The following is a 24854-nucleotide window of genomic DNA, read 5'->3' on the forward strand; positions in this document are numbered from 1 at the left end:
TTATGTATCCTTAAAGTCTAAAAATTTGTTTGGTAAGGTATACCGAGATGCTGATACGCTTGCTCAGTCACAACTCTGCCTCTTGGTGTGCGTTGTAAGAAACCAATTTGGAGTAAATATGGTTCGACCATAGTTTCTAAAGTCTCTGATTCTTCACCAATATTAGCAGAAATGGTATTCAAACCAACCGGACCACCATTATAAAAGTCAATCATCGTTTGCAAAAACTTGTGATCGGTTTCATCTAATCCTTTATCATCAACGCGTAATTTTTTAAGCGCCACATCAACAATCATTTTATCGATGGCTTTTTTTCCTTGCACCTGCGCAAAGTCACGAACACGTTTCAATAGTCGATTGGCAATTCGAGGTGTTCCGCGTGAACGTAAGGCAATAGCTAATGCCCCTTCAGAACGAATGGGCGCTGCAAAAATATCTGCAGAACGTGTCACGATTTGTTGTAATTCATCAGCATTGTAATATTGCATACTATTGATAATGCCAAAGCGATCTCTTAATGGTTTCGATAACATGCCTGGTCGCGTCGTCGCCCCGATTAACGTAAATGGCGGTAATGGAAAATGAACTGCTCGTGCTGTAGGGCCCTGTCCAACCATAATATCAACGTAAAAATCTTCCATGGCTGAATACAGTATTTCTTCAACGTTTGTTGCTAAGCGATGAATTTCATCAATAAAAAGAATATCTCCTGGTTCTAATTCATTCAATACCGCAACTAAATCACCTGGCTTTTCAATCGCTGGCCCGCTCGTTGTTTTAATATGGACTGCCATTTCATTTGCAATAATCATGGCTAAAGTCGTTTTACCCAATCCCGGTGGCCCGAATAGTAATACGTGATCTAGCGCCTCTTCACGTTGCTTAGCTGCTGTAATATAAACACGTAATTCTTCTTTTAATGCACTTTGCCCGATATAATCATTCAATAACTGTGGTCTCAGTGTCACTTCTTCTTTTTGCTCTAATTCATTGGCTTGAGCATCACGCAACAATTGATCATCAGCTGCTGTAGATTCATACCATTGATTAAATTGTGGTTCTTTTTCATTCATACTAGTCACATTATACACGTTTCTATAAGTTACTCACACTATTAAAATTCAAAAAGGATTGCAACAAAATAATACGAACTTGTTACAATCCTAAAAATACAAAACGTTAATCTATTATTTGTTATTCTCAGCTTTAACAACATCAACAATTTCGTCAACGTACGCCGAAACTAAGCTTTCTGTTGGTGCTTCAGCCATGACACGCAATAATGCTTCTGTTCCTGATGGTCTAACAAGCACACGACCATCACCTGCCATCTTGCCTTCAACTTCAGCAATCTTAGCAACAACTGCTGGATTATGTTGAATATTTACCTTATCTTCTACTGGTACATTCACCAATTTTTGTGGATAAATCTGTACTGCTGCTGCCAACTCTGATAACTTTTTATTCGTTTCTTTCATGACATGCAATAACTGCAGTGCTGTCAGTAAACCGTCTCCAGTTGTTGCCCAATCACGGAAAATAATATGCCCAGATTGTTCACCGCCCAAGTTATGATCCGAAGCCATCATTTCTTCCATCACATAACGATCACCAACGGCTGTCTTCACACTAGTCATGCCATTTGATTCAACTGCTTTATAAAAGCCAATATTACTCATTACTGTTGATACAATGGTGCTGTGCTTCAAACGGCCTTGATCATTTAAGAACTTACCCGTAATAAACATAATCTTATCGCCATCAACTATATGACCTAATTCATCAACAGCAATTAAACGATCGCCATCACCATCAAATGCTAATCCCGCTTGAAAGTTGCCTTCCTTAACCATATTAGCTAACGCATCAGGATGTGTTGACCCAACACCATCATTAATGTTGATACCATTAGGCTGTGTTCCCATCGTTTCAAAATCGACACCCATATCCGCAAATAACCGTGCCAATAAACTACTTGTGGCGCCATTTGCCCCATCCAAAGCAACCCGCATGCCAGTTAAATCACTTGGAATTGTCTTTTGTAAAAATTCCAAATATTTCGAGGCACCCTCAGGATAATTGTTTACAACACCCAGCCCTTCTGCGCTTGGACGTGGCAACGTATCTTCTTGATCAAGTAACTGTTCAATTTCATACTCAAGCTCATCTGATAATTTAAAACCATCATTTCCAAAAAACTTAATACCATTATCTTTTGCTGGATTATGAGAAGCAGTAATTTGAATACCTGCTGCTGACTCTAGATTCTGTACCAGGAAGGCAACCGCAGGAGTTGTGATAACCCCTAAGCGTAATACATCAACCCCCACAGAAAGCAAGCCGGCTATAATGGATTGCTGGAGCATTTCTCCTGAAATACGCGTATCACGTCCGACAATAACAACGGGTTTTTCATGGCTATCTGCTGCATGCCGTGTCAGAATTGCACCGCCACTTCTACCAAGACGAAAGGCTAATTCAGGGGTTAAGGTTTCGTTTGCAATACCACGAACGCCATCTGTTCCAAAATATTTTAATTGAATACTCATTCTTTATTTTCTCCACTATTATTGATTGATGGTTTGTCTACTATTAATATACACCAATCAATCAGTCGTATTTTTAGGTGTAATTGTCACTTTGACATTTTGATCACTGTATCGTGAAATACCATCTTGCGTTGGCAAAGTGACATTCTGCGTTGTTTTTTGTGTCATATTTTTAACATCAATTGATATTTTCAGATTATCAAGTGAATCTAGTATATCAGATGCGCCATATGCCGTCACATTTGACGGTGAAAATGTAATATTGTAATCTGATGCTTCACCATTTTGGATATTAGCGCGTAAAGATAACTTTTTACTATCTTCAGGAGATATATTCAGCTTAGCCGCTACAGATGGTTGACTCATATTAACTTCTACAGCATTACCATCTTTATCTAACGCTTGTAACTGAACCGATTGTGACATCGGTCCTTTCATATTCTTACTCAAAGTCACTTGTCCAACCACGCTTTGTACTGCATCAACGTTGGTTTCTGGACCAGAAACCGTTACGCTCTCTGGTGTTGTATCGATACTATCTACCAAATAACCTTGCGCAATCTGACTGCTATTATAAGTAACTCTCACCGGTACCTTTTTGGTTTCTTTTTTCACAACGTTAACCGTTATCATCTGTGGTTCAACAGTTGAACGCAAATCAGAATTAACACCCCTAATAGCGACAACAACTTTATGTTGTCCAACACCAAGATTTTGTAAATCAGCGCTCGCTTGAATACTGTTACGACTTCTTGCTGCAGCAACTAACGCACCAGACCCCTGAATTTTGACATTAACGGTTTTAGGGGCACCCGTAACAACATAACGGTCCGTATCATATTGTAATAAGAGATTAACTTTCAGTGTTGCACGTTGCTCAGGAATAATATTTGAAAAATTATTACCACCATTAGCAATACCATTTGTATTAGAACGCGTACTCATAATATACGTTGATAGCAACATTGTAATGACAAATGAAATTACTAGACTTAATAATCTTGATTGGCTAAATTTTTTCATTTTGAGGTCCCCTTTCCTTTAATGGACCACCAATGTTTCTTATCTTGTTCATTATTTTTAGGAGCTAAGAATTGGCGTTCAAAAAAGTTCTGATAGGTCTCTTGTGTCATTTTACGTAATAAATCGCCACTTTGTGTAATCGAAATTTCACCAGTTTCTTCCGAAACGACAACAGTAATCGCATCACTTGCTTCACTAATCCCCACAGCAGCACGATGCCGTGTGCCAAGTTCTTTAGGAATCAGCGTGCTTTCTGATAACGGTAGATAAGCTGCTGCTACTGCAATACGCCCACCTTTAATAATCACAGCACCATCGTGTAATGGCGTATTTGGAATGAAAATATTAATTAATAACTGACCAGTAATTGCCGCATCAAGTGGAATACCAGTTTTTATATATTCATCTAAGCTAGATTCCTTTTCAATCGTAATCAGTGCCCCAATACGACGTTTAGACATATATTGTAGTGCATCATCCAAGCTTTTAATCAATTGATGCTCGGTATTATTATCAACATGAGACCGCTTCAGCGTTAGTTGTCGACCAACCGTTTCTAGTCCGCGTCGAATTTCTTGCTGAAAGATAACAACCAACACAATTGGCGCCCAGTTAATAATCTGATCCATTAACCAAGAAACAATCGTTAAGCCTAAATACCAGCTCAAAACTTTGACTAAAATAATTGTGCCGACGCCCAGTAAAATTTGTAATGCTCGAGTACCTTCGACAAAACGAATTATCCGATAAAGGACAAACCAAATAATCAAAAGGTCGACAACATGCATTAAATTATTGAGTGTGAGATAAGCTAAAATATCCATTCTTCATCCCTTCATAGTATAACAATAACTAATTTTCATCTTTACCTGCCAACGCTGTTGTTTCTGTAAAATTAATAAATTGACGAATATTGATGCCAACTTGACGTGTAATTCTGCCAGATTCATAAAGTTGTTGAATTGCTTCACGTTGGGCACTTAAAGCTTTTAACTCCAGTTCGAGTCGCATACGCTCATCCCATTGCCGTTGTTGCGGTGTATTAGGTCTATCAAGTATGTTAATCCGATTCCGGTAGGTCACAATGAAATTATACGCTACTTGGCGCTCAATTCTATTAGTAACCGTATCCGCACTAAACTTTGAGGCATAATCAGATAGTGCCTTAATAGCTGCTTTAGACGTTTCTCTTGTAATTAATTTATTTTCTTGACGAATACGATCAGTTGATTCATCGGCAAGCCATATACGAATATTACGAATCATCTTGACAAATAGAACAAAGAACCAACGTGTTGAGAAGTGCTGATATGATTGCATATCTCTTTTTTCCAAACGCTCTAAACGCTGGCTACTCATTGTATAAGCTAATGGTGATATTTTTTCCTGTGCCAAAAGCTGTTGCAAACAATCCCTTTGCGCTTTAATGGCAACATGCTGTAGTTGCTGTTCACTTTCAGTAAAAGCATCCCCATACGCGGCATTTCCTGAACGCTTTTTGAGCTGTTCAATAATTTGCTGTTTACGGAAAATTAAATCATAAACAATGGCTTGATTTTCTGAGCTTTGCATTTCCCGTAATATTTGAATACCGTAGCGCAATTCGATAATCCGCGCTTCATCTTCAGACATATACTGATCTGCTTGATGATGTTCATCATCTGTATCCTCATTATCATCAAAATCTGGCTGCGTAAAGTCTCTTGTTGTTGGTTCATTCGTCACAATGGGTAACATCAAGGTCGCAACTAACAAGCTCATAATCACCACAACCGCAGCAACAAAAATAAGTAAATCACGCTGTGGAAACTTAGCACCACTTTCTACAAATGCCGGCACAGTCAGTACTGCGGCCATAGTCACAGCACCACGAACACCCGTTAAACCAGATGTCAGCGCAATTCTAAATGAAATTTTGTTATCCTTATGTTTTAAACGATACGTCAATTGTGTTAAATAAACCCACGATGTCCGTAGCATAAAGATGATAAACCAGGTCACAATACCATACAAGATAGCCGTGCCTGTGTGTATTTGTGTACTGGTAACCACACCTGCCATGGCAAAAGGAATTTCAATACCTAAAAGCACAAAAATCACACCATTTAAAATATAAGCAAAAATCTCCCATGATCGTGTCATGGCTAAACTAATTTCAGGTGAGTCAATGTCCATATGTTGATCACTTAATATCTTTGTTAAGATACCACCGGTGACTACTGCAATCACACCAGATGCATGAAAAACTTCTTCAGCCACCCAATAAATGAGGAAAGGCATTAATAATGTAATCACAGCATGGAACATGACATCATTTAGCAAGGTCGCATTCGAAAATTTATCACGTAACCAACTCACTAAACTTGCTGAAACAAGCCCAACAATAGCACCAATAATTGAGATCCAAAAGAAATTACCAATGGCTTCTCCCAAAAGAAATGTTCCAGCCACCGTTGCTTTTATTGCCGTATTAAAGCTCACTAGACCTGTTGCGTCATTAATTAAACTCTCACCTTCCACAATATGCATAACATTAGGTGGTAATTTAACACGGCGCGCAATTGCTTGCACTGCAACAGGGTCTGTGGGTGATACGACAGCAGCTAAAGCTAATGCCACACTTTTAGGCAAAGATGGTATCAATAAATGAATCAAGAAGCCGCCCACTAATGTTGTCAGTAAAACTAAAACAATGGCATTACCCAATATTGGCCCACGCAGTTCCCACAACTCTCGTTTGGGAAAGCGCACCGCATCATTAAACAATAAAGGCGCAATAAATAAGAGCATAAACCAGTGCGAGTCAACATCAATACGTAGCCCTAAGCCAAAGGTTAAAATGAGGCCCATAGCAATTTGAAAAAACTAGCCGGAATACCTGGAATAAAATGCGCCAACCCATTTGCAATGCCGACAGCTAAAACTAAAACAAGAACTGTTTCGAGTAAGACCATCAATTGTCCCCCAATATTCTAACTTCGGTTTCCAATGTCACACCAAATTTCGATTGCACGCGTTCCTGTACAAGATGAATGAGTGCCTCATAATCATTGCCACTACCATTATTAACGTTAACCATAAATCCAGCATGTTTCTTGGAAACTTCGACACCACCGACTCGTGTGCCTTGCAAACCGGCATCCATAATTAACTTACCCGCAAAATGACCTTCTGGTCGCTTAAACACAGAACCGTTAGAGGGATAATTAAGTGGCTGTTTGTTAGCCCTTTTAAAATTAAAATCATCCATCCGTAATCGAATAGCTTGACGATCATCAGGCTGTAACATGAATTGTGCACTGATAATAATACCGCCATTTTCTTGGAAAACAGATTGTCGATATCCAAAATCTAATTGTGCACCATCGAACTCCAGGAGTTGACCATCTGGCATTAACGCTGTCACGGATTGCACCACTAAATCGCACTGTCCGCCATAGGCACCGGCATTCATGAATACTGCACCACCAACGGAACCAGGTATACCAGCTGCCCATTCTAATCCAGACAGTCCGTGCTCCATTGCAACTTCGGTAGTTATAATTAAATCTGCACCAGCGTCAGCTGTAATCATGTTACCCTCAACAGTGATGGAACGCATATCTTGTGTCAGGATTGTCAATCCACGTAAACCACCATCTCTAACAACCAGATTAGATAAGCGACCAAATATATGGATTGGTAACTGTTTCTCTGTCGCCCACTGTGCAAGTATCGCCAATTCGTGGTGTGTTTTTGGTAATGCCAAAAAATCAACCAAACCACCTGCTTGTGTATGTGCATAAGGTGCTAATATTTGATTTTCTAAAATATTGATATGTTGTATTTTCATGAGGATTAATGCCTTTATTAGTTATTATAATATTTATTTTACCAAATAATGACAGTCAAACTTATGCTAAAATGAGTTTAACGACTTATAGGAGAAAATGTATGAAGTTTATTTCTTGGAATATTGATAGTATTAACGCTGCGGTGGAACATAAAAGTAATCGCGGAGAAATGACATGGGCTGTTCTCAATGAAATCAGCGAAATAGCGCCAGATGTTTTGTCAATTCAAGAAACAAAATTAAAAGCAAGTGGTTTAACAAAGAAGCAACTGGCTACACTAAACAGTCTCTTTCCAGATTACCATATTTTTGTAAATCCAAGTACCGGTAGATCTGGATACTCTGGCACAATGATGTTATCTAAAGTAGCCCCACTAAACATTGATATGCCAAAAATTGACGCACCAGGTGAAATGGACTTAGAAGGTCGAATTATTACTTTAGAATTTCCAGAATTTTATGTGTCGACAGTCTATACACCTAATTCGGGCAGCCAACTTGCCCGCCTGAACGACCGAGGCGCATGGGATGATGCTTATCGTCATTATATTCAATCATTAGATCAACAAAAACCTGTTATTTTTAGTGGTGATTTTAATGTTGCACATCAAGAAATTGATTTAAAGAATCCAAAGTCCAATCGTCATTCAGCTGGTTTTACACCAGAGGAACGTGAAAAATTCACAAATCTTTTAGACAGTGGCTTCACCGACACATTCCGTTATTTTGAGCCAACCCTCACAGGCGCTTATACTTGGTGGGCGCAAATTAGTAAAACAAGTAAAATTAACAATTCTGGTTGGCGCATAGATTACTATCTTACAAGTGAACGCCTTAATGAAAGATTGAAAGCGCATCACATATTAGATACTGGCGCACGTCAAGATCATGCACCGATTATGTTAGAAATCGACTAATATCACTAAAAAAGGTAGCAGTTAATAACTGCTACCTTTTTAGTGTTTTGATTATCGATACTTAACAAAAGGACGTAGTGCCTCTGCACCAAAATGCTGCGCCTCATAGATTAATATATTAGCAGCAGCGGCGGCATCATCTAAGGCATTATGATGGTGCACTAATGAAATACCTAAATTTTCAGCTACTGTGTTGAGCTTATGATTATTAAAGCTTGGGAAAAATTGGCGGCTTGTCCGTACTGTATCCAATAACATATAATGTGGTTCTTCTAAACCATAATAATTTAATGTGCCTTTCAATACACCATTATCAAATGGCGCATTGTGTGCCACAACTAATTTATCTTCTGTAAAAAGCGGTTGAATCACTGGCCACAATTCAGAGAACTTGGGGGCATCTAATACATCGTGTTCCTCAATACCATGAATAGCAACATTACGACGACTAAAGTAGGTTTCAGGACGAATCAAAGAATAAAATTCATCGACAATCTTATCATCCCTGACAATAGCCAGTGCAATTGATACCGCCGAATGGCGCTCATGATTTGCAGTTTCAAAATCCATCGCAATAAAGTTCATAATTTCAACTCCATTCTTTGCAAGATAACTTGCTGACCATCTGGCATGACAAAAGACTGCTGTCTGCCGGCCTTATTGAAATGCAGTTTTTCATAGATATGAATAGCAGCAGCATTATCAATTTGGACATCTAGCCAAATATAATGTACGTCATTTTCTCTAGCCCAATCTAAAAGTGATCCAACCATCAACTGTCCAAGCCCTAAGCCACTGTACTCATGAAGCACTGCTATACCTAATTCGCCATTTTCAATAGAGCCCATACCAACAGGTTGTGACTGCGTCCCTTGTTCAGCCATCATTAATAAAGTCACAGCAGGTCCGTCATCTACTAATTGTGCTTCATTTTCACCATCTCTTACGCCGGCAACATAAAAAGTATTTGATTCCGTCATTAATTTCGCAATAAGTTTCTGCCATTGTGGTGCCAAGGCTAATGTTGCTTGCTCAATATAAAATTCTATTGGTTGTGTTTCATCGAATATCATAGTTTTTCTTCAATGGCTTGATAATGCCCTTGTCCGTTGATACTGATTGTTCGCGTATGTTCATCAGAGCGTTTAAATACTAGTTCAACTCTGTCATTTGGTAATAAATCACGCATAAATTGAGGCCATTCAATAATCGTTAAACCGTCTGTACCGATATAATCTTCGAATCCTTGATCTGCTGCACCCGTCATTTCAAGACGATAAGCATCAAAATGATAAATTGGAAAATCTGTACCCTGGTAAGTATTTAAAATATTAAAAGTCGGGCTCTTAACACGAGATGCAACACCTAATTCTCGTGCCATACCTTGCGTAAATGTCGTTTTACCAGCACCTAAATCACCTGTTAAGGTCAAAATCATACCCGGCTGTGTATAACTAGCGATTTGTGAGGCTAATGTTTGTGTGTCCTTTGGACTATTTGTTACGAATTCTCTCATATCATTATTATACCGTGATTTGCTATAATTAGGGAAACTAGAAAATGTTTTTGGAGGAAAATGATGCGACCATTACAAGCCAAAATCATCGCAGATTTGCATGTGCAACCCACAATAAATCCCGAGGCTGAAATTCAACGTTCTGTTGAATTTTTGAAACAATATTTAATCAATAATCCGCAATACAATAGCTTAGTTATTGCAATTTCAGGTGGACAAGATTCCACACTCGCTGGTAAAATCGGCCAACTAGCCATTAATGAATTACGTGCAAGCCAATTCAACATGCCCTATCAATTCATCGCCATTCGTCAACCTTATGGTGAGCAACAAGACGAAGAAGATGCACAAGCTGCGCTGGACTTTATTCAACCAGATAAGGTTATAACAACAAATATTCAAGCAGCAACTGATGCCATGACACGTGATTTACGGTCAGCCGGCCTAGTTGTGGATGATTTGAGTCGTGGTTCAATCAAGCCCAAAATGCGAATGATTGCCCAGTACGCCGTGGCTAGAGAACATAACGGTGTCGTTATCGGTACGGATCATGCGGCTGAAGCTTTTGCTGGTTTCTTCACCAAATACGGTGATGGCGGTACAGATATTAATCCATTATGGCGTTTAAACAAGCGTCAAGGTCGTGATATGCTTATCGCCCTAAATGCGCCCAGTTCACTATATGAAAAAGTACCAAGTGCTGATTTAGAAGATGACCGACCACAATTGCCAGATGAAGTTGCTCTAGGTGTCACATACGAAAATATTGATAACTATTTAGAGGGTAAGTCAATCCCAACAAGTGATGCAGAAAAAATTGAACAGCTCTATTTGACAAGTCAACATAAGCGACATCAACCTGTCACAATTTACGACACTTGGTTCTACAATAAATAAAAGAAGCCCCATTGAGGGCTTCTTTTATTTATTATACTAAAGCTTGCGTAGCTGTAATAATTGCTACTTTATAAATATCTTCTTCGTTCGCACCACGGCTCAAGTCAGATACTGGCTTAGCTAAGCCTTGCAAAATTGGCCCAATGGCTTCAAAACCACCCAATCTCTGGGCAATCTTGTAACCAATATTTCCAGCTTCCAAACTTGGGAAAACAAAAACATTAGCTTGCCCAGCTACTTGAGAATCTGGTGCTTTAGATTTAGCAACATTTTCAACAAAAGCAGCATCGAACTGTAACTCCCCATCGATTTTATCAGCTAAATCTGGTGCTAAATCTTTAGCCAATTGTGTTGCTTGCGCAACCTTATCAACTGTAGGATGTTGTGCTGAACCTTTGGTTGAAAAACTAAGCATTGCCACCTTAGGATCAATATCAAATACCTGTGCTGTTTTGGCAGATTGAACAGCAATTTCAGCCATTGTTTGTGCATCAATATCAATATTAATTGCTGCATCTGCAAACACATAACGTTCATCACCCTTTTGCATGATGAATGCACCAGAAATTCGTGATGAACCAGGTGCTGTTTTAATAATTTGCAGTGCTGGACGAACTGTATCACCAGTGGGATGTGTTGCACCAGATACCATACCATCTGCTATCCCCATATAAACCAACATGGTGCCAAAATAATTAACATTCTTCAGCCATTTAGCTGCTGTTGCACTATCTGTTTTGCCTTTACGACGTTGTACTAAAGCAGCATTCAAAGCTTCTAATTTACTTTCAGGATATGTCAAAGGATCAATAACTTTAACTTGGCTTAAGTCAAAATGATGTTCTGCGGCAGTTTGATCAATTGCCACTTCATTGCCTAGTAAAATAACATTAACTAATCCCTCATCCGCTAAACGCACCGCTGCACCTTGGATACGTGAATCTTCTCCTTCGGGGAAAACAATGGTTTTGTGTTGATCAGATATTTTAGACTTTAATTGTTCAAATATATTCATTAGTTGCTCCTTATGATGGGTTTACAGATCAAAATAGGTAATGACATACCTCATACTCTCATTATATCGTATAGTTTGACCCAGGTATATATAAGCACCTTAATTTGTGATTTTAATCACTTATTTTAACCAATCAATGGGTTCTCGGCCATTTTTCTCCAAGAAATGATTCGCTTTTGAGAAAGGTTCACTACCAAAAAACCACGATAAGCAGATAATGGGCTAGGATGTGCACTTTTTAAAATCAAATGTTTTTGACTATCAATCAATTTACTCTTAGATTGTGCATATTTCCCCCATAGAATAAAGACCTTTGGCGCATCATCATCACTTGCAATTTGAATTAAACAGTCTGTTAATGGTTCCCAGATCTGATTAGCATGTGCATTAGCATGATGTTCTGGGACTGTTAAAACACTATTTAGCAATAACACACCTTGTTGCGCCCAGCTCACTAAATCATGTGATTGACGCTGACCAATATCTGTTGACAATTCCTTTAAAATATTTTTCAAAGATGGTGGTGCTGGTACATCATCTGGTACGGAAAAGCTTAATCCCTGCGCTTGCCTTTCTTCATGATAAGGGTCTTGGCCCATAATGACAACTTTGGTCTTGTTTAGTGGTGTAACCTCTAAAGCCGAAAATATTTATTTTGTGGTGGATAGATTGTTTGCCCGGTCGCATAAGTTGATGCAATAAATGCTGCAACGCTTTTTAAGTATTCTGGTGTTAATTTTTCTTTAATTGGGTGTGCCCAAGTGGTATGTGATAACAAAGTTTTCTCCTCTTCATGTTAAAATGATGATGAAAGGTAGCAAATACTATGAGTACTTTCTATTTACGACAACGACATCAATTAGATAACGGTGTAAATATGGTCTTTGATGATGCGTTTCATGCGGTTTATTTGGTTGCGGGACGTTCCGGAAAAAAGCACGATGAAATTTCAGTTTATGATATGTCAGGTAATGTCTTAGTCCGTATAGAACAAACGTCTTTTGGTATTTTACCAAGATTCAATCTTCGATACCATGGCCAAGTGATTGGCTCTATTAGCCTTACTTTTGGTCATCTTGGCGACTTCGTTTTTATTCGTAAACTTAATTGGTTAATTTCTGGTAATTTCATTGCTAACCGTTATATTATAACGCATAATACAAAAAAACTTCTCAGTGTAAAGCCTTCCCATCAACCAGACGGCATTTATAACAAACTTAATGTTACATATGACACCCAAGCACCTTTGCATATTGCAATTGTTGCATTATTAGATATTTGGGGCATTCGGTCATCTCTACTGCGTCACTTTAAGTGGTTACCAGGTCAAAAGGGTATCTATAATATTACAATGAGCCGTAAGTGTTAACTATCTATAACTAAAAGTAAGTGGAATTTCTATTTAATGTTATACTGATAATAGTAATTAACGATGATATTCAATTGGAGGTTCTAATGTCACTTAACGATACTTACACACTGAGCAACGGGGTTAAAATACCTGTCATTGGTTTTGGTACTTGGCAAGCACCGGATGGCGATGTCGCTTATCAATCAGTTCGTAGCGCCCTTGATAATGGCTATCGTCATATTGATACAGCAGCTATTTATGGTAACGAAGTGTCCGTTGGTCGTGCTATTGCCGATTCGGGTATTGCGCGTCATGAATTATTTATCACTACTAAGCTGTGGAATGATGCGCACGATTACGATAGTGCACGGCAAGCCTTTCAGACTTCACTTGACCGTCTAGGCTTGGATTATGTTGATTTATACCTTATTCATTGGCCTAATCCCAAGCATTTACGTCAAAATAATCAATGGGAAATCGGTAACGCTGAAGCATGGCGTGCGATGGAAGATATTTATCAAGCTGGTAAAGCCCGTGCGATCGGCGTTTCAAATTTTCAAATAAGTGATTTAAAATCTTTAGAAAAGCATCAAAGTATTGCACCGATGGTTAACCAAAACTTCTTAAATCCATCCGATCAACAAAGTGAATTGGTTCAATATAATCAACAGCATAACATCCTAAATGAAGCTTATTCCCCACTGGGTACCGGTAAATTATTGTCAAACCCAGTTATTGAAAATATTTCCCAAAAATATAACAAATCAGTTGCCCAAATTTTAATTCGATGGTCACTTGATAAAGGATTTTTACCCTTACCAAAATCAACACATGCTGACTACATCAAAGCTAATACTGACGTTTTTGATTTCAGTCTATCTGCTGATGATATCCAACAGTTGGATAATTTATCTGGCAGTGCAGGATTACATTTAGATGCTAGCCAGGCTGACTTTTAAAAATACCTCTAACTATAAAAAACTACACCAATGTTTGGTATAGTTTTTTATATTAGAGGTATTATTTACGAAGTGCTTAATTCTGTTTTTATTTTTATAGAATGCCGTGTTCCATAAAAAATATATACAAGTACACCTATCAAAAACCAAAATCCGGCTAAAATTTTAGCATCAATGTTTAACTGAAAGAACAAAAATAATGAAGAAATTCCAGCTATGACAGGTAATACTGGATATAGCGGCATCTTAAATCCAGAATGATCGATATCATCACGACGCCGTAAAACTATAACCCCAAACGATATCATGGTAAAGGCAATAAGTGTTCCAGCAGAAACTAAATTAGTCAGCAAAGTTATTGGGAATATGGCACCCAAAATAATACTAATAATTGCTAATACGCTTAAAGCAATAGACGGTGTTCCTGATTTATTAGTGCGTCCCATTGCTATTGGCAATAATCCATCTCTCCCTAAAGCATACATTAACCTCGATCCACCTAAAGATACGCCAATCAACATAGAAAAAATACCAACAAGAGCTACAAGTGATAAAATATTAGCCACAAATAGGTGCCCCGATTGACGTAAAGCCCAAGCAGCTGGATCAGTAATATTAGTGTACTTAGTATATTTAAACATTCCAACCATAACCAATGATGCTCCAATAAAAAGCATAGTAGCTAACCCGAGAGTAGCAAAAATAGCTCTAGGTACTGTTCTTTGGGCATTACGAGCTTCCGCCGCATTAGACGTCATCATATCAAAACCTATGTATGCAAAAAATATTTGTGAGGCACCAGCTATAATTCCAGACCAACCGAAGCGTGTACCTCCTTCATTTTCAGGAATAAAAGGATGATAATTATGGATATTTATTGCTGTTAGTCCAACTGCAATAAATAAAATAATTACTGCAATTTTACCAACAACAAGCCAATTTTCTACTCGAGCAGTATCTCTAATACCACGCGATAACAAGAACCATACTATGAGTATGGCAATAACAGCAAATAAATCAAAAAACATACCTGCCTTGGGATTAAATGTGCCAGATATAGCTTTTGGTATACTAATGCCAAAAGTAGATAAAAATCCTCTAATATATGCTGACCAGGCTGAAGCTGAATAAGCCAACGCAATTAAATATTCCGCAAGTAGTGCCCATCCTGCAACCCATCCCCAAAATTCACCGTAAATAATATTTGACCAAGTATATGCAGACCCTGCAAAAGGCAACGCCGATGAAAATTCGGCATAAGCTAATGCTGATAGTCCAGCGACAACGGCCGCTATAATAAACGAAATAGCCACAGCCGGTCCTGCATAGTTAGCAGCAACCACCCCAGGTATTATAAAAATAGCAGCTCCAACAACAGTACCTATACCTATTGCTGTTAATTCCTTAGTGCCTAAAGCATTTCCATCTAGACGTTGATCTAAGCGCGTATATTCCTTAAGCGATGCCTTTCGGCTAAATTTTCTAAAAAAGATATCTTTCCACTCATTACTACATATCCCCAAAACTATTTATTAATTATTGCCAAGCTTATTTAAAGTGCTATTAAATCATTTCCAAATGCAGCTGTTGCGGTTTTGCCCAACCCATTTTACGCATAATTCGATAGCCAACAAAAGATACAATCACCGGCACACCAACACCAATGCCCATATAAGCAGCAAAGGCAACTGGGTTTGAACCAGCTAATGCTAATGGTACGATAAATGAATTAAAACCAATGCCTGCCATTGAAAAAGGTGCTGTGACATGGAAAACCATTGTCGCAATTGGTGCGGCAATTGCAGCACCAATCATTGGCGGTATGATCAAAGCTGGATTTTGTGTTAAATTAGGAAATTGAATTTTTGGTGTCACAATGCCTTGCGCAATCGTGGCACCAATTTTATTTTCTTGAAATGACATTGCAGGAAAGCCAACAAACACAGCTGTTGTCCCAATTAATATGGCACCAGCAGCTTCAGCTGAAGTGACACCGGTCGCACCAATTGCTACAGCCAACGCTGCCGCTGAGGCTGGTGTCATTGTCATTGCACCAAATGCCATCGCCACAACTGCTGTACCAACAATGGGATTTACAGCGACACTAGCAGCAATAAACTGCCCCACTGCTACCAAGAACGGTGTTGTAATCATTGCCAAGTAGTAACCTGACACAGTGCCAATAATAGTCGTCGCAGCTGGAACAATCACCATGTCCAAAGGCGTCTTACCGCTTAACCATTTACCAAATAGAACAGCAATCAATCCAGCAATCACCGCTGAAATAGGTTGCCCTGTTGTCATCACAGCTGATCCAGCAATTTGCGAACTGGCATATCCTGTAGCCGTAATGCCTTGAACAGTTTTATCAGTAAAGAACACAGCATTAGCGCCGACAGTAGAGGCAGCCATAGCAGCAAACATGACCATTGTATTGGTTTTCATTTGTGAAGCAATAGCAGCACCAAACGCTGCAGGTAACATGACTTTTGTAATCGCACCCATTTGTGCCATTGGTGCCCAATCAATAAAACCAGCAATAGTCTGTAGCAACAGCCCCATACCTAATGTTACCAAAATAGCATTAGATACCGCTGCGCTGACGTTATAGATTGTCTCTTTTACAGTGCCGGCATGTCTATTCTTTTTGCCAATCATCTGTTGTACATTTTCTCTTTGTTGTGAAGCTGAATTCTGGGCCATACTCATTCTCCGTTTCCTCTTTCAAAGCAATTCGTCCAACAAGCATATCGTGTATACATAAAAAACGTCCCACGATTGCTCGTTAGGACGTTTGTCAATAATACATTTCCCTAACCAGCTACTAAACTAACTTGGTGTCTAGTAGCTGGTATAACGCAAATAACAACCAACTAGACTCTAGATGAGTAAGAGGTTGAGGAGAAGTGTTTGATTCAAGCGAACATATTGGTTTGTCATGATTCATTTCTCCTATCTATTTTTATTATGCGTATAACTATATCTTGATTATAATAAAATGTCAACTTATTTTTAATATTTCTCATAATTTTATTACCGAAAATTTTAACCATTATCCTAATAATGTTATAATAGACCGACACGGAGGATTACATGATAAAACGTCTTTTTACATACATTGGTATTATTGTCACAATTATTGTTGTCTTATTAATTAGTATTCCAGTTATTTTAGCCCTACTGGGAGTTGCTGTACCTGTTATCTTGTCACTGATTGCAATTGCCGCGCTTTTTGTACTTATACTCGTTGCCATTATTGGCATTACTGCCTTAATTTTATTCTGGCGAATGCGGCATATGATGAAACAAAATCAATCATTTGACTTTAATCACAACGATCAGCATTATTCTTTTTATTTTAATGATCAGACATCCTATTCAAAACATCGTAAAGATGTAACCCAGGAATCAGAAGATGATTGATTATCCAGACTATCTTAAAAGTTTAGAATTGCTCCAACGCTACTATCAGCAGCAGCCTAAAATAATAAAAAAGTGACATGTATCTTGTCAACGTTACAACAACTAGCCCAGCGGCAATTACCATCCACTGATATGCCATACATACCGCTTACAGCACAAAATTATTGGACGGCATTGAATCACGACCCCCAACATATTACCCTTCTAGATAATACGTTAAATGATTTTAGACAAGTGTTAATCGAGCAATTCGGTATATGGCATTTACCAAATCAACAGTGGATTAATGATTTACATCATTTTATTTCTGGCCGAACATCACTAGAAATCATGGCTGGAAATGGTGTTATTAGTGCTCAATTATCGCAATTGGGTGATGATATACTGGCAACTGACAATCTCAATTGGCACGGTCAAGATAATGAAACCCCTACTCCTTGGTTGCCTGTAGTGCATCAGGACGCGCTGCACACAGTGCAACAAAAAGCACATCTTATTGATGTAATCATCTTAAGTTGGGCACCAGATACTAGTTATACTGATTTAGACATACTGCGTTGGCTCAGGTCTACTCATTGGCCTGGTGATTTTATTATCATTGGCGAAAAAATGGTAGTACCAATTCATCAGCTTTTTGGCAAGCTGCCACATTAACACAACCGCAACGCCTTAATCAGCATCATCAACCTTTTGACTATTTTCAAGATCAGGTATGGTTGGTCAAATAAAAAGAAGCCTAACCATGGCTTCTTTTATTTTCAGCTAATGTCACTGTACTCTCTAATAGCGTTGCAATTGTCATGGGCCCAACGCCACCTGGAACTGGTGTAATATAACTCGCTACTGCTTCAGCACTTTCAAAATCAACGTCACCAGTTGCCTTCTGATTGACAACATTCATACCAACATCAATGACAACAGCACCAGGCTTTAGATCTGCACCACTAATGAAATTAGGGATACCAACACCAACCGTCACAATATCAGCTTGCTTGAGATATTCTTTTAGTTGTGCTGCTGGTGTATAACGATGGGCCAATGTCACAGTTGCATCAGCATTAGTTAATAAGGCTGCCATTGGTCGACCAAAAAGTTGGGAACGCCCGATTACCAATGCCTGCTTACCAAAAGTTTCAATATCATATTCACGCAATAAGGACATGACACCTTGTGGTGTAGCTGCCACTGTGTATTCTTCTGGTGAATCAGCAAAGAGCATACCTTGATTTGTTGCGCCTAAACCATCGGCATCTTTACTAGGTAATACAGCAGAAAAAATATGACGCTCGTTAACATTTTCAGGTAACGGACTTTGAATCAAGATGCCAGTTATATGATCATCTTCATTCAAACGTTCAACAATTTTTAAAACGTCAGCCGTAGTCGCATGTGCATCTACTGGAATATCTTGTGTTTGAATGCCTACTTTTTCAGCTGCGCGTGCTTTCATACCCACATAGAGTTCACTACCCTTATTATCAGGATCATACACTACTGCTAAGGTCAATGGGTCTGTCAATGCTTCTACACGTTGCAGTGTTTTTGCATGGATTTGTTTTGCTAACTTTTTACCGTCTAAAATTATTGCCATAATATCTCCCTGTGGTTCGTCCTAATGTTATACTATATCAAGTTATTATAATGGAGATTTAGCTATGATACAAAAAAATCGTTTGTCGTGGGATCAATATTTTATCGCACAAGCAGCAATTTTATCGACACGATCAACTTGTAACCGTTTACACGTCGGCGCTATTATTGTCAAAAATCATCGTATTATCGCCAGCGGATATAATGGTTCAATCGCCGGAACCCCTCATTGTACAGAAGTCGGTGATTTGATTGTTGATGGACACTGTGTGCGTGCCGTACATGCTGAGCAAAACGCTTTAATGCAGGCTGCCCAAATGGGTATTAGCGTGGATGGTGCTGAATTATATGTGACAGATATGCCGTGTTTACAATGTACAAAATTATTATTGCAAGCTGGTATTCAAACAATAAAGTTTATGCGCGATTATCATAATGATACATTTGCCAACGAACTATTAACACAAAAAATGTTAAATTATTACAAATCCCCTTCAAACCAGCAACAGCTCAACAAATTAATTTAGAGCAGTTTATTGTAGATTAAGTATACGTTATAATCATTTTAAAAATTATGTAAGGATGCAATGTATGTCACAAAACGAACAGCAATATTTGGATTTAGCCAAAACTATTTTAGAAACTGGTACACACAAGTCAGATCGTACAGGTACTGGTACTCGCTCTTTATTCGGCGCTCAGATGCGTTTTAATCTTCAAGAAGGATTTCCTATACTTACGACCAAGAAAGTGTTCTTTGGCCTCATTAAAAGTGAATTATTATGGTTTTTGCGTGGTGACAATAATATCCGTTTCCTTTTGCAAAACAACAATCATATCTGGGACGAATGGGCATTTAAGAATTGGGTAACTTCTTCTGAATATACTGGTCCAGATATGACAGATTTTGGCCTTCGTGCACAAAGTGATCCAGAATTTAATCAAATTTATCAAGAGCAAAAAAGTCTCTTTGTAGATAAAATTTTGAATGATGATGATTTTATGGAAAAATTTGGTTATATTGGTGAAGTTTACGGCAAACTTTGGCGCGACTGGGAAAATCAAGACCCAATGGATCAAAACGCAACCCTTCATACTGATCAAATTCAAAATCTAATTGATGGGATTAAAACAACACCTGACTCACGCCGACTTATCGTTAGCGCATGGAATGCTGGTTCAACACCAAATGCACCATTGCCATCATGCCATGTACTCAGCCAGTTTTATGTTGCTGATGGTAAATTAAGTGCACAACTTTATCAACGATCAGCTGATATTTTCTTGGGTGTCCCTTTTAACATTGCAAGTTATTCATTACTCATTCATATGATTGCTGCACAAACTGGCTATGCTGTTGGTGACTTTGTACACACATTAGGTGATGCCCACATTTATAACAATCATGTGGCACAAATCGAAACACAACTTTCTCGACCAATGCATCCCCTACCAAAGTTATGGCTTAACCCTGAAGTTAAATCGATCTTTGATTACACAATGGATGATATTAAATTAATTGATTATACAAGTGAACCAGCAATTAAAGCACCTGTGGCTGTTTAAGTGGTACACAAAAAGAACTTGGTCTACGACCAAGTTCTTTTTTATTCTACAGCAATTAGGAAAGGATAAAGCGGTTGTCCACCATCATGAACTTCGACCTCTATATCTTCATCAATACTCTGGATAAATTCAGCTAACTTCTTAGCATCACGTGCTTTAGCTTGTTCACCAAAAATAATTGTTACAATCTCAGATTCATCATCTAACATTGATTTTACGGTATTTTCAGCCGTTGTGAACAACTTATTACTGTTTACAACAATCTCACCATCAACAATGCCGAGATAGTCACCATTAGCAATCTTTTGACCATTTAATGTTGTATCTCTCACTGCATGTGTGATTTGACCAGACTTAACATCACCAATCATATCCAACATATTTTCAGCATTATCTGATAAGTCAGCATTGGGATTATAGCCTAACATTGCTGTTAGCCCTTGTTGTATTGTTCTTGTTTTAACAACGACTACTGGTGTTTCAGAAATTTCTTTTGCCTGCTCGGCAGCCATAAAGATATTACTGTTATTTGGTACGATAATCGCTTTTTTAGCACCACTTTTTTCAATTGCAGTAACGATATCTGCAGTAGATGGATTCATTGTTTGTCCACCTGAAATCACAGTATGCACACCTAAGCTTTTAAATAACGCTGCAACACCATCTCCAGCTGCAATCGTGATCACTGCTGTGTCAGAAACTGGTGCAGTCATCTGTAACCGTGACTTTTTAGCTTCCTCTGCGCGTTGTGCATCAATTACTGCTTGTTGTTGATCACGCATATTATCAACCTTAACTTTTACCAACGAGCCATAATGCGTTCCCCAAGATAATACTTCCCCAGGGTTCTCTGTGTGGACGTGTACTTTAACAATCTCATCATCATTAATCACAAGTAATGAATCACCTAACTGTGCTAAATGTTGATAAAATGTATCATAATCAAAATCATGATCAAAGGTTGTACCTTGTCCGATCTGTACCATAATTTCTGTACAGTACCCATACTCGATATCATCAGGACTTAAATTAGCATCTGCTTGCGCACCAGCATGTAACTTTTTAACCATTTGGTCAAGTTCCGCATTATCCGGTGCCTGTATCGCTTCTTCATCAAAATTATCACTTAATACTTGATAGAAAGCTTGCAAAACAAACATGAGTCCTTGTCCACCAGAATCAACAACCCCAACTTCTTTTAAAACAGGTAGTAAATCTGGTGTTTTATTCAAGGCGATCTGTGCCGCTTGCGTCACGTCAGCCATTAGGGCCACAACATTATCTGTTTCTTTAGCTGATTGGTTGGCTTGTGCTGCCGCTTCGCGTATAACAGTTAAAATCGTACCCTCAGTTGGCTTCATTACTGACTTGTAAGCCGTCTGTGCACCAGACATCAGTGCATCCGCTAAATCACGTGCGGAAAGTGTTTGTTTGCCTTCGACACTATTAGCAAAGCCACGAAAAATCTGAGATAAAATAACCCCTGAGTTACCACGTGCACCCATTAACAAACCTTTTGCTGTCGCTTTAGCTAAAGCACTAATGTCGGTTTCTAATACGTCACGCTCATACTGCGCACCACTTGCCATTGATAAACTCATATTGGTACCAGTATCACCATCAGGAACTGGAAATACATTTAACTTGTTAATTTTTTCTGCATTAGCAGCTAACGTGGCTGCCGCTGCGTTAATCATTTTACCAAATTCAACATTGGTAATTTCTGTCAACATTTCGACTGTCATGGATTCTCCTAGTCACTCACACGCACACCCTGAACAACAACATTAACTTCAGTGGCGCGAATACCCAAGAGTGCGTCTAGATTATACTTTACTTTATTTTGAACTGATTTTGATACTTCTGACAACTTTGTGCCATACTCAACAACAATATAAACTTCAACATTAATACCGTTATCGTCTTGATGCACTAACACACCCTTAGCATAATTTTCACGATTGAGAATTTGATTCATCCCATCTCGAAAAGTTGCTTTAGATGCCATACCGACAACACCAGGATTTGCAATAGCAGCACCACCAACGATAGTTGCAATTACATCATTTTCAATATCAATATCGCCATTTTTAACTTTAATTTTAATTGTCATTATTCAACTTGTGCAAGAAAACGAACGCACTTTCCTCCTATTAAAAGGTTCAACTTGGTATTAGTTTAACATAATGTTATGTATAAATAAAAAATATACATTCATCACATTACAATTTTCACAAGCATAAAAAACCACCGTGTGGTGGTCTTTTTAAACACGTTCAATAGAACCGTTTTTTAGTCCGGCCTTCAAAGTACGCGCCGTCAAGTAAACCTTCTTTGGTGCGCCACCATTGATCTTAACCGTCACTTTTTGCAAGTTTGGCTTCCAGCTACGACGACTTGAGTTCAACGCGTGTGAACGTTGGTTACCAAAACGTGTACGTGCACCTGTAATAGCATCTTTTGCCATGTTCGACCCTCCTTCTCGAGCCAGTTATTTTAAATTAAAAGCTCTTTCTACAACAATATTAAATTTTACCAGAAATTAACACAATTAACAAGCTAATCTGTATACTTCTCTAAAATATTAGCCAACTGTTCTTTATTATGGAAACCAGTCAATCGTTCTACCACTTCACCATCTTTTTTAATGAGTAAGGTTGGAATGGCACGAACACTAAATGAAGCTGGTGTAGCGGGATTAGCATCCACATCCATTTTAACGAACTTAACATTATCCATCTCACCTGATAGTGCATCCAATACAGGAGATTGCATACGGCATGGGCCACACCAAGTTGCCCAAAAATCAGTAATTGTTACACCTGTATTTGTTTCCTGTTCAAAATTACTGTCTTCAACTACTTTTACTGTCATAAGTAACCTTCTTTCTAGATTGCGTCAATTGCATTTAAACATCACATGTTTGGACTGTCATAATGATACCTTGTTTGAGTGAAAAATGCACTTGCTCACCGATAAATTCATTGGAGGACCACATTTTAGGCATCAGTTGTGTTGTATTTAAATCAAGCGTATATTTTGCATCTTTAATATGAAAATCATTAATATTAGCTAACGCCATAAAACCCAAATACCGTGTTTTATCATTCTTGATGAGTACATGCTCGCCCGGGCCAAAATAATTCACAGCATTACATTTATCGATAAAAGTAACTTTTTCTCGAATCACGGTAAATTTTTCATCACCCATTTGCCATAAATTACTCAATAAATGATCTAGTCTACCGCCAGTGGCACCAAATACCTTAATATGAGTAGGCTGCATATCTCGAGCATACATCAAGGCTAATTCTGTATCTGTCTCATCTTTTTCAGCTTTTACATGAATCACTTGCGTATCAACAAAATGCTGCTGTAACTCTTGATATTCAGATAGCGTTAAAGAGTCAAAATCACCAACTGCCATCTTCATGTGTACCTGATGCTGATACAAATACCATGTCCCACGATCTGCACCAATCCATTGACCTGGTTCCTCAAAAATATTGTCTGGCCACAATTCTGTTGGCCCACCAGCTAATATATTAATCTGCATCTTTCGTTAATGCTTTCAACAACTTAATCTTAGCGGCTGGATCAACTTTATCATAAACGTATGAACCAGCTACAAAAACATTGGCCCCCGCTTCGTATGCTGCAGCGATTGTTTTGTCGTTAACACCACCATCAATTTCAATGTCAAAGTTCAATTCTTTTCTTCTTTAAATGTCTTTAGCTGTTCAATCTTTTCAAGTGTTTCTGGTAAGAACTTTTGTCCACCAAATCCTGGGTTAACGGTCATAACTAGTACCTGATCCACCATGTGCAAAACAGATTCAATAGCTGAAACTGGTGTTCCCGGATTAATCACAACTTCTGCTTTTACACCTTTTTGCTTAATCATTTGCAAAGCACGGTGAATATGTGGTGTTGCTTCAACATGAACACCAATAATATCAGATCCAGCATCCGCAAATGCATCAACAAATCGCTCTGGATTTTGGACCATCAAATGAACATCCAATACCAAGTCAGTTTCTGGACGTAATTGTTTAACCCAGTTTGGGCCATATGAAATAGCAGGTACAAATTGACCATCCATCACATCAATATGCAAGTATTCTGCGCCAGCCGCTTCAACGAGCTTCACATCGCGCTCTAAATTTGTATAATCTGCACTTAAAATTGAAGGTGAAATAATTCCTGACATTGTTGT

At 38.5% G+C, this 24854-nt stretch carries 24 protein-coding genes and 4 pseudogenes; 8 read left to right on the forward strand and 20 right to left on the reverse strand.

The window, feature by feature from the left end; translation table 11 throughout:
* Positions 1–17: 17 nt before the first annotated feature.
* The 6 genes and pseudogenes from ruvB to murB all read right to left on the reverse strand — a co-directional run bounded on the left by ruvB (position 18) and on the right by murB (position 7404).
* The gene (gene ruvB, locus LEUFL_RS0107790; RefSeq protein WP_010008608.1) at positions 18–1073 is read right to left on the reverse strand and encodes a Holliday junction branch migration DNA helicase RuvB; all 1056 of its coding nucleotides are present in this window, start codon (positions 1071–1073) and stop codon (positions 18–20) included.
* Between the two features lie 114 nt (positions 1074–1187).
* Positions 1188–2549 carry a phosphoglucosamine mutase gene (gene glmM, locus LEUFL_RS0107795; RefSeq protein ID WP_010008610.1) on the reverse strand — a complete coding sequence of 454 codons (1362 nt, stop codon included), beginning with the start codon at positions 2547–2549 and terminating at the stop codon, positions 1188–1190.
* A gap of 57 nt (positions 2550–2606) precedes the next feature.
* A complete protein-coding gene (locus LEUFL_RS0107800) occupies positions 2607–3572 on the reverse strand; it encodes a CdaR family protein (RefSeq protein WP_010008612.1) in 966 nt (321 codons plus the stop codon).
* Entirely contained in the window at positions 3569–4396 is an 828-nt protein-coding gene (cdaA, locus tag LEUFL_RS0107805; RefSeq protein ID WP_010008614.1) for a diadenylate cyclase CdaA, read from the reverse strand. The genes LEUFL_RS0107800 and cdaA overlap by 4 nt, the downstream gene beginning before the upstream one ends.
* A gap of 28 nt (positions 4397–4424) precedes the next feature.
* Positions 4425–6526, reverse strand: a pseudogene (locus tag LEUFL_RS12120) (cation:proton antiporter).
* Positions 6526–7404, reverse strand: coding sequence for a UDP-N-acetylmuramate dehydrogenase (gene murB, locus LEUFL_RS0107815; protein ID WP_010008617.1), 879 nt, complete (start codon positions 7402–7404; stop codon positions 6526–6528). Before murB ends, LEUFL_RS12120 begins: the two are co-directional and overlap by 1 nt.
* Positions 7405–7505: 101 nt before the next feature.
* Between murB and LEUFL_RS0107820 the strand changes: the two genes are divergently transcribed.
* Entirely contained in the window at positions 7506–8321 is an 816-nt protein-coding gene (locus LEUFL_RS0107820) for an exodeoxyribonuclease III (protein ID WP_010008618.1), read from the forward strand.
* A 51-nt stretch (positions 8322–8372) separates the two neighbouring features.
* On the opposite strand, the gene LEUFL_RS0107825 is transcribed toward LEUFL_RS0107820, so the two are convergent.
* The 3 genes from LEUFL_RS0107825 to tsaE are packed head-to-tail and all read right to left on the reverse strand — an operon-like array spanning position 8373 to position 9837.
* Positions 8373–8906: a 3'-5' exonuclease gene (locus LEUFL_RS0107825; protein ID WP_010008620.1), complete on the reverse strand. Its 534-nt coding sequence runs from the start codon at positions 8904–8906 to the stop codon at positions 8373–8375.
* Complete coding sequence (locus LEUFL_RS0107830) at positions 8903–9394, reverse strand: GNAT family N-acetyltransferase (protein WP_010008621.1); 492 nt, start codon at positions 9392–9394, stop codon at positions 8903–8905. The genes LEUFL_RS0107825 and LEUFL_RS0107830 overlap by 4 nt, the downstream gene beginning before the upstream one ends.
* On the reverse strand, positions 9391–9837 hold the full coding sequence (gene tsaE / locus LEUFL_RS0107835; RefSeq protein WP_010008623.1) for a tRNA (adenosine(37)-N6)-threonylcarbamoyltransferase complex ATPase subunit type 1 TsaE: 447 nt from the start codon (positions 9835–9837) through the stop codon (positions 9391–9393). Before tsaE ends, LEUFL_RS0107830 begins: the two co-directional genes overlap by 4 nt.
* Positions 9838–9900: 63 nt before the next feature.
* On the opposite strand from tsaE, the gene nadE reads away from it, so the two are divergent.
* Positions 9901–10734, forward strand: coding sequence for an NAD(+) synthase (nadE, locus tag LEUFL_RS0107840; protein ID WP_010008625.1), 834 nt, complete (start codon positions 9901–9903; stop codon positions 10732–10734).
* Positions 10735–10765: 31 nt separating this feature from the next.
* On the opposite strand, the gene pta is transcribed toward nadE, so the two are convergent.
* Together pta and LEUFL_RS12125 are read right to left on the reverse strand one after the other, a co-directional pair.
* A complete protein-coding gene (gene pta / locus LEUFL_RS0107845; protein ID WP_010008626.1) occupies positions 10766–11749 on the reverse strand; it encodes a phosphate acetyltransferase in 984 nt (327 codons plus the stop codon).
* A gap of 120 nt (positions 11750–11869) precedes the next feature.
* Positions 11870–12527, reverse strand: a pseudogene (locus tag LEUFL_RS12125) (uracil-DNA glycosylase).
* Between the two features lie 48 nt (positions 12528–12575).
* Between LEUFL_RS12125 and LEUFL_RS0107855 the strand changes: the two are divergent.
* Positions 12576–13118 carry an LURP-one-related/scramblase family protein gene (locus LEUFL_RS0107855; RefSeq protein ID WP_010008630.1) on the forward strand — a complete coding sequence of 181 codons (543 nt, stop codon included), beginning with the start codon at positions 12576–12578 and terminating at the stop codon, positions 13116–13118.
* A gap of 86 nt (positions 13119–13204) precedes the next feature.
* A complete protein-coding gene (locus tag LEUFL_RS0107860; protein WP_010008631.1) occupies positions 13205–14059 on the forward strand; it encodes an aldo/keto reductase in 855 nt (284 codons plus the stop codon).
* Positions 14060–14124: 65 nt separating this feature from the next.
* Here the strand turns inward: LEUFL_RS0107860 and LEUFL_RS0107865 are convergent, their stop codons facing one another.
* On the reverse strand, positions 14125–15582 hold the full coding sequence (locus tag LEUFL_RS0107865) for an APC family permease (protein ID WP_010008632.1): 1458 nt from the start codon (positions 15580–15582) through the stop codon (positions 14125–14127).
* Between the two features lie 40 nt (positions 15583–15622).
* A complete protein-coding gene (locus tag LEUFL_RS0107870) occupies positions 15623–16717 on the reverse strand; it encodes a PTS sugar transporter subunit IIC (RefSeq protein ID WP_373419082.1) in 1095 nt (364 codons plus the stop codon).
* A 435-nt stretch (positions 16718–17152) separates the two neighbouring features.
* On the opposite strand from LEUFL_RS0107870, the gene LEUFL_RS0107875 reads away from it, so the two are divergent.
* On the forward strand, positions 17153–17482 hold the full coding sequence (locus tag LEUFL_RS0107875; RefSeq protein ID WP_010008635.1) for a hypothetical protein: 330 nt from the start codon (positions 17153–17155) through the stop codon (positions 17480–17482).
* A gap of 84 nt (positions 17483–17566) precedes the next feature.
* Positions 17567–18136: a hypothetical protein gene (locus LEUFL_RS12130; RefSeq protein ID WP_010008637.1), complete on the forward strand. Its 570-nt coding sequence runs from the start codon at positions 17567–17569 to the stop codon at positions 18134–18136.
* Positions 18137–18218: 82 nt separating this feature from the next.
* On the opposite strand, the gene LEUFL_RS0107890 is transcribed toward LEUFL_RS12130, so the two are convergent.
* On the reverse strand, positions 18219–19073 hold the full coding sequence (locus tag LEUFL_RS0107890; RefSeq protein ID WP_010008639.1) for a bifunctional 5,10-methylenetetrahydrofolate dehydrogenase/5,10-methenyltetrahydrofolate cyclohydrolase: 855 nt from the start codon (positions 19071–19073) through the stop codon (positions 18219–18221).
* A gap of 64 nt (positions 19074–19137) precedes the next feature.
* Here LEUFL_RS0107890 and LEUFL_RS12135 point away from each other — a divergent pair.
* A pseudogene (locus LEUFL_RS12135) lies at positions 19138–19619 on the forward strand (deaminase).
* 44 nt (positions 19620–19663) lie between these two features.
* Complete coding sequence (locus LEUFL_RS0107900; protein ID WP_010008641.1) at positions 19664–20638, forward strand: thymidylate synthase; 975 nt, start codon at positions 19664–19666, stop codon at positions 20636–20638.
* A 41-nt stretch (positions 20639–20679) separates the two neighbouring features.
* On the opposite strand, the gene fakA is transcribed toward LEUFL_RS0107900, so the two are convergent.
* The 6 genes and pseudogenes from fakA to rpe all read right to left on the reverse strand — a co-directional run bounded on the left by fakA (position 20680) and on the right by rpe (position 24848).
* The gene (gene fakA, locus LEUFL_RS0107905; protein ID WP_010008642.1) at positions 20680–22383 is read right to left on the reverse strand and encodes a DAK2 domain-containing protein; all 1704 of its coding nucleotides are present in this window, start codon (positions 22381–22383) and stop codon (positions 20680–20682) included.
* An 8-nt stretch (positions 22384–22391) separates the two neighbouring features.
* On the reverse strand, positions 22392–22751 hold the full coding sequence (locus LEUFL_RS0107910; RefSeq protein WP_010008643.1) for an Asp23/Gls24 family envelope stress response protein: 360 nt from the start codon (positions 22749–22751) through the stop codon (positions 22392–22394).
* 153 nt (positions 22752–22904) lie between these two features.
* Positions 22905–23105 carry a 50S ribosomal protein L28 gene (gene rpmB, locus LEUFL_RS0107915; protein WP_010008645.1) on the reverse strand — a complete coding sequence of 67 codons (201 nt, stop codon included), beginning with the start codon at positions 23103–23105 and terminating at the stop codon, positions 22905–22907.
* Between the two features lie 92 nt (positions 23106–23197).
* Positions 23198–23512 (reverse strand): thioredoxin, encoded by a 315-nt coding sequence (gene trxA / locus LEUFL_RS0107920; RefSeq protein WP_010008647.1) that lies wholly within the window; start codon positions 23510–23512, stop codon positions 23198–23200.
* A gap of 34 nt (positions 23513–23546) precedes the next feature.
* On the reverse strand, positions 23547–24194 hold the full coding sequence (locus LEUFL_RS0107925) for a thiamine diphosphokinase (protein ID WP_010008649.1): 648 nt from the start codon (positions 24192–24194) through the stop codon (positions 23547–23549).
* Positions 24184–24848: pseudogene (gene rpe, locus LEUFL_RS12140) on the reverse strand (ribulose-phosphate 3-epimerase). Before rpe ends, LEUFL_RS0107925 begins: the two are co-directional and overlap by 11 nt.
* Between the last annotated feature and the right edge of the window lie 6 nt (positions 24849–24854).

This window comes from Leuconostoc fallax KCTC 3537 (assembly GCF_000165675.1).
Lineage (GTDB): Bacteria > Bacillota > Bacilli > Lactobacillales > Lactobacillaceae > Leuconostoc_B > Leuconostoc_B fallax.